At 56.6% G+C, this 15,019-nt stretch carries 13 protein-coding genes; 12 read left to right on the top strand and 1 reads right to left on the bottom strand.

What is annotated here, in order from left to right; genetic code table 11:
• Positions 1 to 269: 269 nt before the first annotated feature.
• The 7 genes from G3T16_RS17380 (at position 270) to G3T16_RS17410 (ending at position 9,666) form a co-directional block, all read left to right on the top strand.
• Positions 270 to 2,474, top strand: a complete 2,205-nt coding sequence (locus G3T16_RS17380) for a TonB-dependent receptor (protein ID WP_163496328.1) — start codon at positions 270 to 272, stop codon at positions 2,472 to 2,474.
• Positions 2,475 to 3,023: 549 nt separating this feature from the next.
• Positions 3,024 to 3,917 carry an MFS transporter gene (locus G3T16_RS17385; protein ID WP_163496329.1) on the top strand — a complete coding sequence of 298 codons (894 nt, stop codon included), beginning with the start codon at positions 3,024 to 3,026 and terminating at the stop codon, positions 3,915 to 3,917.
• A 56-nt stretch (positions 3,918 to 3,973) separates the two neighbouring features.
• On the top strand, positions 3,974 to 4,270 hold the full coding sequence (locus G3T16_RS17390) for an MFS transporter (protein WP_163496330.1): 297 nt from the start codon (positions 3,974 to 3,976) through the stop codon (positions 4,268 to 4,270).
• Positions 4,271 to 4,537: 267 nt separating this feature from the next.
• On the top strand, positions 4,538 to 5,326 hold the full coding sequence (locus G3T16_RS17395; RefSeq protein ID WP_269473311.1) for an NAD(P)-dependent oxidoreductase: 789 nt from the start codon (positions 4,538 to 4,540) through the stop codon (positions 5,324 to 5,326).
• Positions 5,327 to 5,764: 438 nt separating this feature from the next.
• Positions 5,765 to 6,583 carry an acyl-CoA thioesterase gene (locus G3T16_RS17400; protein ID WP_163496332.1) on the top strand — a complete coding sequence of 273 codons (819 nt, stop codon included), beginning with the start codon at positions 5,765 to 5,767 and terminating at the stop codon, positions 6,581 to 6,583.
• A gap of 89 nt (positions 6,584 to 6,672) precedes the next feature.
• Positions 6,673 to 9,021, top strand: coding sequence for a heavy metal translocating P-type ATPase (locus tag G3T16_RS17405; protein ID WP_163496333.1), 2,349 nt, complete (start codon positions 6,673 to 6,675; stop codon positions 9,019 to 9,021).
• Positions 9,022 to 9,162: 141 nt separating this feature from the next.
• On the top strand, positions 9,163 to 9,666 hold the full coding sequence (locus tag G3T16_RS17410) for an ATPase (RefSeq protein ID WP_232059145.1): 504 nt from the start codon (positions 9,163 to 9,165) through the stop codon (positions 9,664 to 9,666).
• Between the two features lie 56 nt (positions 9,667 to 9,722).
• On the opposite strand, the gene G3T16_RS17415 is transcribed toward G3T16_RS17410, so the two are convergent.
• Complete coding sequence (locus G3T16_RS17415; protein ID WP_163496334.1) at positions 9,723 to 11,696, bottom strand: serine hydrolase domain-containing protein; 1,974 nt, start codon at positions 11,694 to 11,696, stop codon at positions 9,723 to 9,725.
• A 92-nt stretch (positions 11,697 to 11,788) separates the two neighbouring features.
• On the opposite strand from G3T16_RS17415, the gene G3T16_RS17420 reads away from it, so the two are divergent.
• The 5 genes from G3T16_RS17420 (at position 11,789) to G3T16_RS17435 (ending at position 14,999) form a co-directional block, all read left to right on the top strand.
• A complete protein-coding gene (locus G3T16_RS17420) occupies positions 11,789 to 12,412 on the top strand; it encodes a TetR/AcrR family transcriptional regulator (protein WP_163496335.1) in 624 nt (207 codons plus the stop codon).
• 369 nt (positions 12,413 to 12,781) lie between these two features.
• Positions 12,782 to 13,213: a hypothetical protein gene (locus G3T16_RS17425; protein WP_163496336.1), complete on the top strand. Its 432-nt coding sequence runs from the start codon at positions 12,782 to 12,784 to the stop codon at positions 13,211 to 13,213.
• Positions 13,206 to 14,111, top strand: coding sequence for an RAD55 family ATPase (locus G3T16_RS21270; RefSeq protein ID WP_269473241.1), 906 nt, complete (start codon positions 13,206 to 13,208; stop codon positions 14,109 to 14,111). The genes G3T16_RS17425 and G3T16_RS21270 overlap by 8 nt, the downstream gene beginning before the upstream one ends.
• Positions 14,021 to 14,659 carry an RAD55 family ATPase gene (locus G3T16_RS21275; protein WP_197911727.1) on the top strand — a complete coding sequence of 213 codons (639 nt, stop codon included), beginning with the start codon at positions 14,021 to 14,023 and terminating at the stop codon, positions 14,657 to 14,659. The genes G3T16_RS21270 and G3T16_RS21275 overlap by 91 nt, the downstream gene beginning before the upstream one ends.
• A 28-nt stretch (positions 14,660 to 14,687) precedes the next feature.
• Positions 14,688 to 14,999, top strand: a complete 312-nt coding sequence (locus tag G3T16_RS17435) for a hypothetical protein (RefSeq protein WP_163496337.1) — start codon at positions 14,688 to 14,690, stop codon at positions 14,997 to 14,999.
• Positions 15,000 to 15,019 lie beyond the last annotated feature (20 nt).

The following is a 15,019-nucleotide window of genomic DNA, read 5'->3' on the forward strand; positions in this document are numbered from 1 at the left end:
AGTCATTGTCTCCCCAACTCGCGTCTGCGGTTTTTCTTTTCCGGTGGTCCCGAACAAATACATCAGGATTACCGTCGAGACCAGTGGATATGGCGCTATCGGCAAGCGACTCACACCTTACCTCGGTCAACGAGTTTGATTACTGCTTCAGCCTGAATAACTCTTATGCAGCTTCGTGGCTCTCCCAGTGGTGGCCAATCGCTCAGGTCAACGGCTAGAATGATTCCCTAACTTGCTGCTTTCAGCTTCAATAATAATGAGGAGAACCCATGCAGAAATTAATAACAGTAGTAAAATATTCGTTGTCGTTTGCGTTGGTAGCTGGTCCATCTTTATTGATGGCGCAATCAGTTGAGTCCTCATCCTCAACTGCCAGTGCAGCCTCGGAGGTGGACAGGGGTGATTCGTCCCTGGGGGCAGCCCGTCTGGAGGAAGTCGTTGTTACCGCCCAGCGACGAGGGGAAGACCTTCAGAGCGTACCTATTTCCATCTCTGCCGTAACCGCATCAATGGCAGACGCAATGGGAATAGAGGGTATTCAGGATGTCGCGATAGCCGCGCCAGCGGTTAATTTTGGCACGACGGCATCAGGCTCCAATATTCGAATACGTGGCGTAGGAGCGAGTGGCTCTGCCACTGATGAAAGTGCCAATGCCATATATATCGATGGTGTATATCAGTCTGCCGCGCCAGCTCTCGCTCTGCCACTGAATAATATTGAACGGATCGAGGTCCTGAAGGGCCCCCAGGGAACTCTCTTCGGCCGTAATTCAACCGGTGGCGTGATACAAGTCATCACACGTGATCCGCCCGAGGATCCAACGCTCAACCTTTCGGTCGGTTACGGGAACTATGAAACCCTGGAAACCCAAGCCTACATGGGGTCGGGTATAACTGATGAACTCTCAGTTGACCTGGCAATTTATTCCTCAGACCAGAACGAGGGTTGGGGAGAAAATCTCGCGACTGGTGAAGACGTCTATGACGGAAGCAGTTTTTCCGGACGAAGCAAACTGCTCTGGATGCCCGGTAGCCGTACAAAGGTTACACTTGCCGCCAGTTATATTGATATGGATCCACTGGGATCGCAGGGTGGGAACATATTTCCGGGACAACGGACAGTCTCCGCAGGTGGTGTAGCTGGGTCTACCTATCCTGGCTTTTTCAACATTGATCATAATTCATCTGACAGAAAGACAGTGGAGCAGAACCAGTACTCCGCGAAAATTGAACACGATCTGGACTGGGCGCAGCTGGTAAGTATCACGAGCTATTCCAATACAGATTTCGATTTTGATTGGGACAATGATGGGGGAAGAGCATTCATAGCTGCACTGGAGGTATTTAATTCAGTTGAAGCAATCACACAGGAACTGCAGTTGCTTTCATCAGATAGCTCCTCCATTCAATGGGCGGCGGGCCTGTTCTATCTTAATGGCGTGAATTCACTTGATCCGTTATTGGTAAGAGGGCTGAGTCAGGGGTCTCCGACTGCGAGCACCGAGCTGGTTTCCGAGTCGGATACAGACTCGTATGCTGTATATGGACAGGCGACCGCGCCTGTTTTTACTGATACAAACCTGACTATCGGTTTGCGGTACACCGAGGATGATCGCTCGCTTGATTCCACAGTTACCACTCCGACGGGCCTGGTGTTACAGGTGGACGATAGTGAAAATGATACAAAATTGACCTGGAGACTTAGCCTCGACCACCAGTTGACAGTGGACCATATGGTATATGCATCTTTTGACAGAGGCTTCAAGAGTGGGTTTTACAATACAACCGACCCATTCCAATCACCTATCGAGCCGCAGGTTATCGATGCTTACGAACTTGGGTTTAAATCTGAGCTATTCGACAATCGTCTTCGCCTCAATGCAGCCGCGTTTTACTATGATTACCAGGATATGCAGGTGCGAACAGGAACTCCGACTGGCGGTGTTGAAATCTTGAATGCCGCATCCTCAACCATCACCGGGGTCGATATCGAACTGGTCGCCAATCCTGTGCAAAACCTTACTCTCCAAGGTGCTCTTTCCTATCTTGACGCAGACTATGACAAATTTCTAAATGCGCCATTCTTCGAGCCAAATCCCGGTGGTGGCCAAGTGCAGACCTTTGGTGATGCTTCTGGAAATGATATTGTTCAGGTGTCAGACTGGGCGGCGTCGCTGGCCGGTAATTATGAGATTCCCATCAATTATGGGTCAATCCGCTTGTCGTCAGCAGTTTATTATAATAGCGGATATGCTCTGGATGTTCAGAACCGGATAGAGCAGGGTGACTACACGCTGTTTAACATGAGTATGGCGTGGGTGTCTCCATCCGATGCACTGGAAATACGTGCCTGGGGAAGGAACTTGCTGGACACTCATTATCGTTCTACTGCCAACTCATCAGCGCTCGCTGACATATATTTCCCTGGTGCGCCGCGCACCTATGGGGTCACGGTCAGTTTGCGATTGCTGTAGGGATCCGGTGTAGTTATCGTCGCACGGAAAGATAGATAGATTTTTAGTTGCGGCAAGGGTTCATGGGGGGCGTTGTCGCGAGACCTACCTCCTCCAAAACCCACACAGGGGCTGTACGGAGCACGTATCGGCCAAATAGATATTTCCTGTGGGGCAATTTATCGTGTGCAGTACAACCGCTATCTCTGTCTGTTGAAGCTCAATAATCAGTACGGCCATGTGATAGTCCGTGCCTGTAATCCTGGCAGCGCGATGCAATGGACCAGAATGTCTGATCAATCCATTGTTCAGCCTTAACCTAAGGGCATGCTTAGTAATTCCGAATTGTGTGCATAATATGGGTGCCAATGTCGCGAGAGGCTGCCATTATGCATGGACGAATTCAACTTATTGATCATTGGTTAATCTTTCCGGCCCCGCGGTCGAAGAAGCACCGGGAATTCCTATGTACAGCTGCTATCGTTATATGAATCCATTTAATCCTTGTCACCAGCTTGGGTGTTATACCGAAATCAATTGCTCTTTCTTCCAATTCATACGGTGGCAGCAGTGACTTATTCTCCAGTTCAGGAGGAATGGCGCCGCGGCTGGCCAGTTATACTGGCCGGCCTGTTGGGCTACGGCTCCGCTTCCGGTTTTTTCATCATTGCGTCGAGCCTGTTTATAGCGCCGATGCAAGCGGAATTGGGTTGGTCCGCCAAACAGCTGACTTTCCTGCCGATCGTGGTATTTCTACTGGCGGTATTCAATCCAGTGGCCGGTATTTTAACTGATCGATGGGGTGCACGTCGGATAGTCATAGTGGGTTTGTGCCTGTATTCGATAGGAGTGGTTGGCATGGCCATCACTCCAGCTAAACCCTACTATTTATACGCTATAGCTGCATTTATTGGTATTACGGCCCCATTGAGCAGTGTCTCCCCAGTTGTTAAAGGGGTTGCTGGGTGGTTTCGACTGAGTTCTGGAACAGCCTTTGGACTTACGTTGAGCGGCGTATCGTTTATTTCACTTATCGGTATGCCATTGATCAATTATGCAATTCATTCTTTTGGCTGGCGCAGTGGATATATGGTGTTCGCCGGGCTTAGTCTTGTCATAGGGCTTCCGGCGGTAGTGCTTGGTTTTCGTGAGCATCCCCAAGCTTGCTCTGCACCGGCAAGCAGTCATCCCGTACTCGGGGGGACGCACTGGAGGGAAGCACTTCGGAGTACTCGATTTTGGTCTCTGTTCCTCGCGCTGTTTTTGACGTCAGCTGCGTTGGGCGGATTTCTGGGCCACTTGCAACCGATCCTGGCATTGAAAGACTTTGCAGTGGCTCAGGCAACCATTCTGGGCGTAGTTTATGCGGTTTCCGTACTGCTTGGCAGATTGGTAGGGGGGTTCTCCTTGACCGGTTTCCCGATGGAATCGTTGCTTGCACACTTCTGGTTCTGCCGGCAATAAGTTCCCTGGCACTAATCGGGATAGACGCCGGATCCCCCATACTGATTACGGTCTCAGTGGTCTTGTTGATTGGGTTGGGGCAGGGTGCGGAAGCTGATTTTGTTGCATTCTTCTGCCTTAAACTCTTTGGCCTTCGAAGTTATTCCACCCTGGTCGGGTTCAATATGATGGCGGTGGGCTTTGGGCTTGCTCTCGGAGCTATCGGCTTCGCCGCGATCGTAGACCAGTTCGGCGATTATACGCTCGCGATGAAGTTGGCTTCGGTATTTTTTGTGATCGGAGGTATCATCATTCTCGTTATTCGCATGGAAAGCTGGACCGGGTTTCAGAAAGTACAGGAACAGATTCGATGATGGCTCATCTCGTTGGGATAGCAGGGCGCGAATTGATGATAGTGCGGGCCGGAAGGTCAAGTGAATTTAACTTTGCGTCACCTAAGGCCTGACTGGGTTCATCGAGGAATGCTTGCAGTTGAAGGTCAGCTCCTGAAAGGCAAGGTTGCCAGATCCCGGGAATGCTAATGACCGTAAGCGACACCGGCATGTAGAGGGTAGTGGAGAAGTTGCAATGAGAAGACAAATCCGGGTCGGTTTTGTGGGTCTTGGGGACATGGGGGCGCTATCGCGCGACGGATCATTGACGCTGGCTTTTCAACAAAGCTATGGGCCCGTCGTTCCGAATCGCTGATCCCCTATGAAGAAAGCGGAGCGGGATTTGCGGATTCCTTGAAGGCGCTTGGTGAAAGCAGCGACTTCGTCGGCATTTGTGTCTTTGCCGACAAGGATGTGGATGAAGTTATCGACGGTGACGGGAAGGGAGTTCTTTACGGCATGGCTCCGGGTGGGGTCATTGCAATTCACAGCACGATTTCCATTGACTGCTGCGCGCGGCTTGAGTCCCTGGCCAAATCTCGTGGCATAGGTCTCCTTGATGCTCCCGTCAGTGGCGCCCGGCGCGGTGCCGAAGCGGGTACGCTGTGTATCATGACGGGCGGGGAGAGGGAGGTGTTTGAGAAGGCCGCTCCCGTGTTTGAAAGCTATGGTAGAACAATTGAGCTGGCCGGCCCCATAGGTAGCGGCCAGGTAATGAAGACCCTGGTAAACATGGCGCTGTTCTCTCATCTTGCCATTGCCCGCACCGCCGCCTCTGTCGCTGAAAAGCTTGGGCTCGATGTCGAGGTTGCCAAACGTGTACTGCTCAACAGTACGAGCAAAAGTTTTGGTATGGAAATGCTGTACGGAGTGTTGATGAAGGATCCCGAGTTTGCAGCACACGCCGTCACCATGCAGGTGAAGGATATACGACTGTTCCAGGAAATCTGCCGGAATAGAGATGTAGAGCGCACTTTGCTGGATGCGTTGGCCGAGCAAAGCAGCAATGAGACCGCTGCGCTGACGAAGAAGTTCTGAATACCAGGCTGGACGGACAAGCGGCATGGCTTGTCCTGCAGTTCGAACTCCAACTTTAGCAATCTTTTCATGCTTTAGCCTTGCCTCCAGATCCTGCTCCTCTCTGACTATATGCGACGCCTGCTTTTGAATATGGGCCCCACTTTATTTTTCATTTTCTCGGGATCTTGACCCGTGGCAAGCCTTTTTCCCACCGAAGCTACGGCTTGTGTCAGAACATCTCCAGCTAACTCATCCAAATTGCCACTTTTAAGACCACGTACAGTTAAGGTAGGATACCTATAATTCTCTATGGTCGAGCGGTCTTCAAATCCGGTCCGCGTTGAGCCCGGATTTTCTCGTGTCTAATCATCATGATCGGGTAGCTTGGCATTGGACATGCCATGATCGCCAGGATTCCGACCCCCGCGTCGCCACACATTTCGTTTGCGAGGCCCCATGACAAAAGGCGAACTCCCCGTCCATCCCCTTGATCAGGCGCTAGCCCTGAAACCGGTCGACCGGGGGCGCTGGCAGGGAGCGACCAGCCAGGACTATGCCAATATGGTGGGGCCCTTCGGTGGTACCACAGGCGCCATCCTGCTCCGGGCTGTGCTGTCTCATGATGAGCTCCTGGGCGAACCTGTTTCCCTTACCGTGAACTTCGCCGCCCCGGTGGCTGACGGCAATTTTGAGGTGATCGCCCGTCCCCTGCGAACCAACCGTAACAGCCAGCATTGGTGGGTGGAAATGCTCCAGGGTGAGCAGGTCGTGACTTTTGCCACGGTGGTGACCGCTCGGCGGCGCGACACCTGGGCGTCGACAGAGGTCGAATTTCCGGTCGTTCCGCCGGCGTCCGAGCTGCCGGCTTTCTCGAAGGAGGGTGTGCCACCCTGGCCCGGCAATTACGACATGCGGTTTGTGGATGGCGAACTGATGGGCGAGCCAGACAGGGACAACCCCTCGCGGAGCCGGCTATGGATTCGGGACCGGCCATCCCGTCCGCTGGATTTTGTGTCCCTGTCGGCCCTGTGCGACGCGTTCTTCCCCCGGATCTACATTCGCCGGCCAAAGTTGGTGCCAATAGGTACTGTCTCTCTGTCCACTTACTTTCATGCCTGCGGTGAGCAGCTGGCTTCGGCAGGCACCGAGCATGTGCTGGGGGTTGCCCGGGCCAATCACTTTGGCAAGGGCTTCTTTGATCAAAGCGCAGAAGTGTGGAGTGGGGGAGGGGAGCTTCTTGCCACGACGCACCAGGTGGTCTATTTCAAGGAGTGATGCATGTGCCAGGCTTGTGGGGTGCCGGCACGTATGACTCTGTCTCACCGCATTTGCGGCCTGGCCGTCGGGAAAAACGGGGAATGACAATGACTGAACAGCACAACACCCACGATCACGGCGACCAGCATCACGACGGACTTACCGTGGAGGATCCGGTTTGCGGAATGTCAGTCGATCCGCACACAGCGGAGCATCGCAGCCAACACGAGGGTAAAGCCTGGTACTTTTGCTCCTCACGCTGCCAATCCCGGTTCGATGAGGATCCTGAACACTACCTCAGTGGAAAGCATGAACAGGCAAAGCCTGTAGCCCCGGGCACGATGTATACCTGTCCGATGCACCCGGAAATTCGCCAACAGGGTCCGGGGGATTGCCCCATCTGTGGCATGGGCCTGGAACCGGAGCAAGTGAGCCGGGACGACGGGCCCTCGGAAGAGCTGAGGGAGATGACGCGCCGGTTCTGGATTGGTCTGGTGCTGACATTGCCGGTGCTGGTGCTCGAAATGGGCGGTCATTTGATCGGGTCGGGCCATATTGTGTCCCCGCAAATATCCAACTGGATTCAACTGGTGCTGGCGACACCAGTAGTTGCCTGGTGCGGGTGGCCTTTCTTTGTCAGGGGCTGGAAATCGGTTCTCAGCCGCAACCTCAACATGTTTACCCTGATCTCCGTCGGTACCGGTGTGGCGTTGGGATACAGCCTGGTCGCTACGCTCGCACCTGGGGTGTTTCCGGACGCCTTCCGCCTGGCCGACGGCTCGGTTGCGGTCTATTTCGAGGCCGCTGCCGTGATTGTGGTACTGGTCCTACTCGGGCAGGTGCTGGAACTGCGCGCGAGGGAAAAGACCTCGGGGGCAATCAGGGCCTTGCTGGACCTGGCCCCGGCCACAGCCCGCAGGCTTGACGACGAGGGCGGTGAATCTGATGTGGCTCTTGACCAGGTCAGGCTTGGCGACCGCCTGAGAGTGCGTCCTGGCGACAAGGTCCCGTTGGACGGAGAGGTGCTGGAAGGCCGCTCAAACGTGGATGAGTCCATGGTGACCGGTGAGCCCCTGGCGGTCGCCAAGGGAGAGGGCGACCAGGTGATTGGCGGCAGCATCAACGAGCAGGGCAGTTTTATCATGAGAGCCGATAAAATCGGCCGTGACACCATGTTGTCCCAGATTGTGCAGATGGTCGCCAGTGCCCAGCGCAGCCGTGCTCCAATCCAGGGGCTGGCGGACAAGGTGGCGGGTTGGTTCGTGCCGGCCGTTATCCTCATCGCTCTGGTTGCCTTCGTCGCATGGTCCTTTTTAGGGCCCCCGCCACCGATGGCCTACGGACTGATCGCGGCAGTCAGCGTACTGATTATTGCCTGTCCCTGTGCCCTGGGCCTGGCAACGCCCATGTCCATCATGGTCGGGGTCGGTCGCGGAGCGCAAAGCGGCGTACTGATCCGTGATGCAGAAGCCCTGGAGCGCATGGAAAAGGTGGACACCGTGGTCGTGGACAAAACCGGCACACTGACGGAAGGCAAGCCTCAGGTAACCAGGCTTGTGCCGGCGGAGGGCTTCAGCGAGGAGGACCTGATGCGATTTGTCGGCGGCCTTGAGAAGGGCAGTGAGCATCCGCTGGCCCATGCCATTCTCGACAAAGCCAAGGCCATGGGACTGACCCTGCCGGATGCCGAAGGCTTTGACTCTCCCAACGGGAAAGGGGTGAGCGGCAAGATTGAGGGGCGGTCGGTGTTGGTCGGCAATCGGCTGCTGATGGAGTCGGAAGCTGTCGATACCTCAGCTTTTGAGCATGAAGCTGAGCAGCTCCGGAAGGATGGGGCCACTGTGATTTTCGCGGCTGTCGACAGGAAGGTCTGCGGTGTGCTCGCCATTGCCGACCCGGTCAAGGAGACCACCGAAGAGGCCATTTCAGCCCTGCAAAAAGACGGGATCCGGGTGGTAATGTTGACGGGTGATAACCGCACCTCGGCCGAGGCGGTTGCCCGAAAGCTCCATATTGACGAAGTGGAAGCGGAAGTACTGCCCGAAGACAAGGGCAAAATCATCCAGCGTCTGAAAGACGAAGGCCGTGTTGTGGTGATGGCCGGTGATGGCGTCAATGATGCACCTGCTCTGGCGACGGCGGATGTCGGTGTGGCCATGGGGACCGGAACCGATGTGGCGATCGAAAGTGCCGGTATTACCCTGCTGCGGGGTGACCTGATGGGTATCGTGGAGGCTCGCAACCTGTCTTTGGCGACCATGCGCAATATCCGGCAGAACCTGTTTTTTGCCTTTGTCTACAACGCGGCCGGCGTACCCATCGCGGCGGGGGTGCTGTACCCGTTTGCAGGAATACTCCTTTCACCGATCTTTGCGGCGGCGGCAATGTCGTTGTCCTCAGTCAGCGTTATTGTCAACGCCCTCCGATTGAGAGTGATCAAGCTGGGGGAGCAATAGTCGGGGCCCCGCTGGGCACCGCCGGGTTGAGCCGTGCTGCGCTGGATGTCGGGCCTGCATTATTGACACAGCTTGATCCCGGGGCCATTGTGAGAGGTAGTGCACAAAGGCAGGTCGGTACAGGAGTGCCGGCCTGTGCCAATGGCCAAGACGCACATTATTCGACTCATCGAGGAAAAATCGATCATGCAAATCAAAACATTTTCCGACTTGATTGAGTGGACCCGCATGCTACATGAGGATTTGGCACAGTGCCTGGCTCATTGTGCTTCGCGTCACAAGGATGAGCGCGCCTCATTGCTGCTTGACTATCTGGCTTCTCACGAAGCTGAAATGGAGAAAATGGTTGCGGCGTTTGAACGGCAGGCCGACCCGAAGGCCGCTCAGACCCGCCTCTACGATTACATACCGCATGATCCGATTACGACACATTTAGCGTGCGATGATCACTACACCAAACTGGATGCCGCTGCGATTAGCGCCGAAGTTTTCGATTTTCACGAGCAAATCATCAGTCTTTACCGCTCACTCATTGGCAAGGCTGAAATTCGGGAAGCTGTAGAACTGGTGCAGGCGCTGCTGGATATGGAGGAGCATGAAACAAAGCGGCTGGTCCGGCAGGTAGAGCGAATGGACGACCTGTAGGGGACTGACAGGCTGTCATTCAGCCTGTCAGTCCTGCGTTTTCCCGCTTTGCAGTACTAGTACTCAAGATTGAAGCTGATCAACTGGCCTACCCAGGCAATCCATGCGATGCCTGTCAGGGCGGCGGCCAGCACCAGGCTCCCCAGCCTGCTACGCCAGGACCGGCCCGACCGCAGCGTCAGCCATGCATGCCAGAGTCCGATTCCGGCCCCGGCGATCGGGATCACCGCGCAGATCTGGAGCGAGCGCAGCAGCGGGTCGAGTGCCGGTCCGTAGGCGTCAAGCTGGTTCTCTACGATTGGCTGGAACGCGAAATACCAGCCAATGAGGTAGGCGATATCGGCCAGGGCTGCTAACCGAACCAGGCGGCTGGCGAGCAGGGGAGTACCCGACAGGGCAACGGGCTGCCGGTAATGGCGCCGATAGTACCAGCCGACTGGCCAGGCCAGCACCGCCAACAGCAGTACGACAACAGAGCCGAGCAGAATAGTGGAAGTCACACTGGCGCTGTACAGTGCTGGCACAGACTGCAGCACAGATACCGGATTGGCGCTGTCGACGATGGTCACGCGACCGTCGCTGCGGGTGATGTGCAGCGCGTGTTCGCCGCCTTCCTGCCGCCACAGATCCGGCGCGACTTCCCGGTAGCGTCGGTCAGGACGGGACGCCAGGCTCAGGGTGCCGTCTTCGTGGGCGCTCACCTGCTCCTGTGTCAGGAGGTACAGCAGCTTCAGGAAGGCCGTTTCTATGCGGCGCGAGCTCTGGTAGTGCCCTGCGATTTCCTGTGCGTGCTGTCTGGCCTCGGCGATAGCGGGCGCGTCTTCCGGCTCCGGTGCGGGGAAGTAGCGGTCCATGAAGTCCCGGAAAAACTGCTCCCGAATACCGTAGACGGCGTCGCGGGCGCCGCGGCTGTTGAAGCTTACAAAGATGCCCACGTCCTCCTCGGGGACCAGGTTCATGTCGGTGTGGAACACCACCGTGTCGCCGCCATGCGCCAGAACCAGCCTGCCGTTTGCCTGCGCCCTGAAGAAACCGTGAGCCATCGTCGCAAAGCCTGGAAGGTGCTCTGCCGAGGCGCTGTGCATCAAGCGCGCAGTTTCAGGTTGCAGCACGCTGTGGTCCCCGAAGCGCCCGTCACGCAGGTGCATGATCATGAAGTTTGCCATGTCATTGGCGGTCGCCGTCAGGCTCCCCGCGGGCGCGGTGGACACCATTTCGAAATCCCGGGGGGGTTCCTGCCTGCTCATGTAGCCCTTCGACAGGTTCTCCCTCAGTGGCTCGGGCAGGGGTTGGCGAAAGGTTGAATGATTCATCTCCAGCGGTGCCAATATGTGCCGCTCGATGTAGTCGTCAAAATCCTCGCCCGAAACCCGCTCCACGATATAGCCTGCCAGAGCCGTGCCATAGTTTGAGTAGGCAGGGACCTCGCCAGCGGCGAAAATGCGGGGGCGCGGGTGCGCTTTCAGGTACTGCTCGGAGGTGATGAAGCTGGCCGGGTCTGTTATCAGAACTTCCCGCAATCCTTCCTCAAACCCGCCCCGGTGCGTCATGAGATGGTTCATCGTTACCGGGTCGCCGGGGCCCTCGGGAATGCTGATATCGAGATACTGGTTGATATCCTCGTCGAGGTTCAGCCGGCCCTGTTCGACCAGTTGCATGACGGCGGTCCAGGTGAACAGCTTGGATGTTGACCCGACCCTCACCAGGGTTCGCTCCGGATCCATCGGGGTTTCGGCTTCGACGTCGGCCAGCCCGTAGCCTCTGGAGAACAGCAGCTGGTCGCCCTTGACCACACTGACAACGGCGCCTGCGATCTCCGCCTGGTTGAGGGAGGCCGACATGAAGCCCTCCACCCAGGCCTCCAGGTCAGCGGCGGTGAGGCCTGCCGCTTCCGTGCTGGAGATTTCCGGTATCTCGGTCATGGCCTCGACGGTCCGGGGCAGGGGCTCTGGTCCGGTCTCCTGGGCGCTGGCATAGCCACAGCAGGCCAGCGTCAGCATCATTGCAAACAGCTTCAATTGCGTAATCACAACGGGGACACTCCCGAAATCAGTTGATGAACCTACAGTGTAGGTTTGCTAACATACGCTGTAGGTTTTAAGTTGTCAACGAGGCTGATGTAATGCCCAGACCCGGATTGAGTTGCGACAGGATCGTCAGCGCTGCGATACAGATTGCCGATGAGCAGGGCCTTGATGCGGTCACATTGCGCGGAATTGCCAAGCGGTTGCAGGTACATGTCACCTCGCTCTACAACCACATACCCACAAAAGAAGAGCTGTTTGTCGAAATGAGCACGGCATTGATGGCGGAGGCCGATCTGCCGGTTGGCGAAATCACCTGGCAGGACTGGATCCGGGTATTTGCCAGCGAGATCCTGGTGCTCGCCCGGCGCCACCCTGGGGCATTTCAGCTGCTCCAGCAAGGCCCGGCTCAAGGTGAGGGGGTGATGCAATCACTGGAATCGGCAATTGCGGCTTTCCAGGCGGACGGATTCGATACGGTATCGACGGATTGCGCGATTACGACGGTCAGTGTGGCCGTTCTGGGGATGGTGCTTGATGACCTGCGCAGCGACCTGAAGCCCGAGGTCGAAAAGCATCTGAGTCAACTCCCGCGGGACCGCTTTCCCCATATCCACCGGCTTCTGGCCGTCAGCGGTGAGGCGGATTCCTTCGGGTTTCTGGTTGAAGTTCTGGTAGCGGGAATCGCTGCCAATCGGAACAACGGCAGGCTGTGCCGATGATGGATTCAACTCACCTCGGACAGGGTTGCCATCCTCGCGGTATCGCAGGTTCGGAAAGTCGTGGCCCGGACGCGCCCGCCTTTCCCAAGCTGTTGAAAACATAAGCAAAAAACTGGCATGCAATGATGGCTTGAGGAACAGCCGGCAAAGACAGGCAGGACGAAATGGCGTTCCGTGACTATCATGAAGATGACTGTCAGCGTAATGCGGTGGAAGTCGATAACCTCATCCGCGCAATGGCCGCGCAGCAGACACCTAGGAGGAACGAAAGAATATGGCATTCCTGTCATCGTATCCTGGAGACATTGCAACCGGACTGCGGCTGGGTGCGGCACTTTCCGGAGCCGGTCACTTGCCGAGTGTCCTCTGATGGAAGCTCCATCCCCGGAACGCCAGCAAATCATCGCCAGGCTAGTGGCACAGCAACCTGACAACATCGCGGATGCCGCAATAAGCCATTGGGAGAAACTGGCCGGGGAGATTGTTTCTGTCGTCGGCGAAGCGGGGTTTGCTTCTCTGTACGATCGAAGCCTGTACCTTTCCCAAGCCACTTTTCCCTGGCTCGCAGCCGATGCTCCGCCACAGCAGTCTGCCCCCCCTGGCGATCGCTTTGTGGAATTGAGGACCTGCCTGGCAAGTCAGGCGGCGGCCGATGCCTGCGCGGCCCACAGTCAGCTGTTAAACACGTTTACCGACATCCTGGCTTCATTGATAGGTGAACAATTGACGTCCAATATACTACGTGCGGCCTGGAACGATATGGCTACAGACACGTCCGGCAAGGAGCTTGACAATGAGTAACAAGGTTACGATACGGCGTCTGCCAACGGGAGTTCCCGGGCTCGACAATTTGCTGGGCGGCGGCCTGCCGGAGTTCTCGTTCAATCTGATTGCGGGTACGCCGGGAAGCGGAAAAACGACGCTCGCCCACCAGATCATGTTCTCGCTGGCCGCGCCGGATTGCCGGGCGCTGTTCTTTACCGTGCTCGGCGAACCTCCCCTGAAGATGCTCCGGTATCAACAGCAGTTCTCGTTTTTCGATCACGCCAAGATCAACGATTCGATACGCTTCGTCAACCTGTCGGCCGATCTGCTGGAGGGTGATTTCGACCGTGTCCTGGAGCGCATCGCGGCCGAAGTGAAAGAGTACGAACCCTGTCTGGTATTCGTCGACTCGTTTCGATCCGTGGTCCAGTCGGTTCGGGCCGAAGCGCGGAATATTCCCGATCTGCAGCGCTTCGTGCAGCAGCTTGCGGCGCAGATGACCAGCTGGCAGGCCACCAGTTTTCTGATCGGTGAATACCAGGGGCCCGAGAATGAATCCAGTCCTGTCTTTACCGTGGCGGACGGCATCCTGTGGCTGTCGCAGAACACGCACCGCAACTCCATGGTACGCAAAATTCAGGTGGTCAAGATACGTGGCCAGGGTCAGGCGCCCGGGCTGCACACCTTCCGCATAAGTGATACCGGCGTTATGGTATTTCCGCGGGCGATCGTGCAACCGGCCGAATCGGTCGGAAAAGTTACCGCAGGCGGCACGGACCGGATTTCCATGGGGGTCCCGGGCCTGGATGACATGCTGGGGGCGGTTTGCCAACCGGTTATTCGTTGCTCGCGGTCGGTCCCTCGGGTGCCGGGAAAACCATTCTGGCGACGGCGTTTCTCGCCGAAGGGGTATCTTGCGGCGAACCTGGTGTGATTGCGGCGTTCGAAAAAAGTCCGAACCAATTGCTGAACAACAAATTACATGCAATGGTCAGTGCCGGGCAGGTGGGCGTGATCGATACGCGCTCGCTGGACCTGTCGATCGACGAAACCCTGCATGACCTGATCCAGATGATTGACCACATGCATGCCAAGCGCGTCGTGATCGACTCCCTGTCGGGTTTTGAACTGGCCCTGGCACCCCAGTTCAGCGAGGATTTTCGCGGTTCGCTGTACCGGATGGTGGCCCAACTGACCAGCAAGGGTGTGACCATTCTGATGACATCGGAACTGGAAGACCGCTACACCGATTTGCGTTTCAGTCCGTTTGGCAGCGCGTTTCTCGCCGATGCCATCCTGGTGCAGCGCTATGTGGAAATGGCGGGACAGTTCAGGCGTGTTTTGTCTGTCGTCAAGGTGCGCGGCAGCGATCACAGCAAGGACATTCGGCTGTTCGATATCAGCGACAAGGGTATAGAGATTGGCGAGTACCTGGCCGGATATGACGGTATCATGACCGGGCATCCCAAGGTCAATCCCTGATCGGGACGACCTCCATCGGAGGGTCTGCATGAGCAATGATGACAATGATGATGTATCACGATCCGGGGGGAGGGACCGCGTGGAAAAGTCCGGCGATCATGCTGCGAGGGTCAAGGTCGTCCGGGGCAGCGACAGGCGGCGTCTGGACCGCGCAGCCTATGCCGATGACGTGACCCTCCTGGGCCGCCGGCAGATGGCTGAGGCGCGTGAAGATGCTGCGCATCAGCGCGAAAGCGCGGCCGGTCAGCGTGAGGAAGTGGTGCAGGCACGCGAGGGCGAAGCCCGTCTGCGAGAGCGTCGCGCCGTCACACGGGAAGAGGAGATGAACTTCACCCGCTAGAACGGACACCTCAATCTAAC

The organism is Kineobactrum salinum (genome assembly GCF_010669285.1).
GTDB lineage: Bacteria > Pseudomonadota > Gammaproteobacteria > Pseudomonadales > Halieaceae > Kineobactrum > Kineobactrum salinum.

Excerpts from the sequence above, each read along its gene's own strand:
- G3T16_RS17380 (WP_163496328.1), top strand. The coding sequence starts at position 270 with ATGCAGAAATTAATAACAGTAGTAAAATATTCGTTGTCGTTTGCGTTG.
- G3T16_RS17400 (WP_163496332.1), top strand. The coding sequence starts at position 5,765 with ATGACAAAAGGCGAACTCCCCGTCCATCCCCTTGATCAGGCGCTAGCC.
- G3T16_RS17405 (WP_163496333.1), top strand. The coding sequence starts at position 6,673 with ATGACTGAACAGCACAACACCCACGATCACGGCGACCAGCATCACGAC.
- G3T16_RS17410 (WP_232059145.1), top strand. The coding sequence starts at position 9,163 with ATGGCCAAGACGCACATTATTCGACTCATCGAGGAAAAATCGATCATG.
- G3T16_RS17420 (WP_163496335.1), top strand. The coding sequence starts at position 11,789 with ATGCCCAGACCCGGATTGAGTTGCGACAGGATCGTCAGCGCTGCGATA.
- G3T16_RS17425 (WP_163496336.1), top strand. The coding sequence starts at position 12,782 with ATGGAAGCTCCATCCCCGGAACGCCAGCAAATCATCGCCAGGCTAGTG.
- G3T16_RS21270 (WP_269473241.1), top strand. The coding sequence starts at position 13,206 with ATGAGTAACAAGGTTACGATACGGCGTCTGCCAACGGGAGTTCCCGGG.
- G3T16_RS17435 (WP_163496337.1), top strand. The coding sequence starts at position 14,688 with ATGAGCAATGATGACAATGATGATGTATCACGATCCGGGGGGAGGGAC.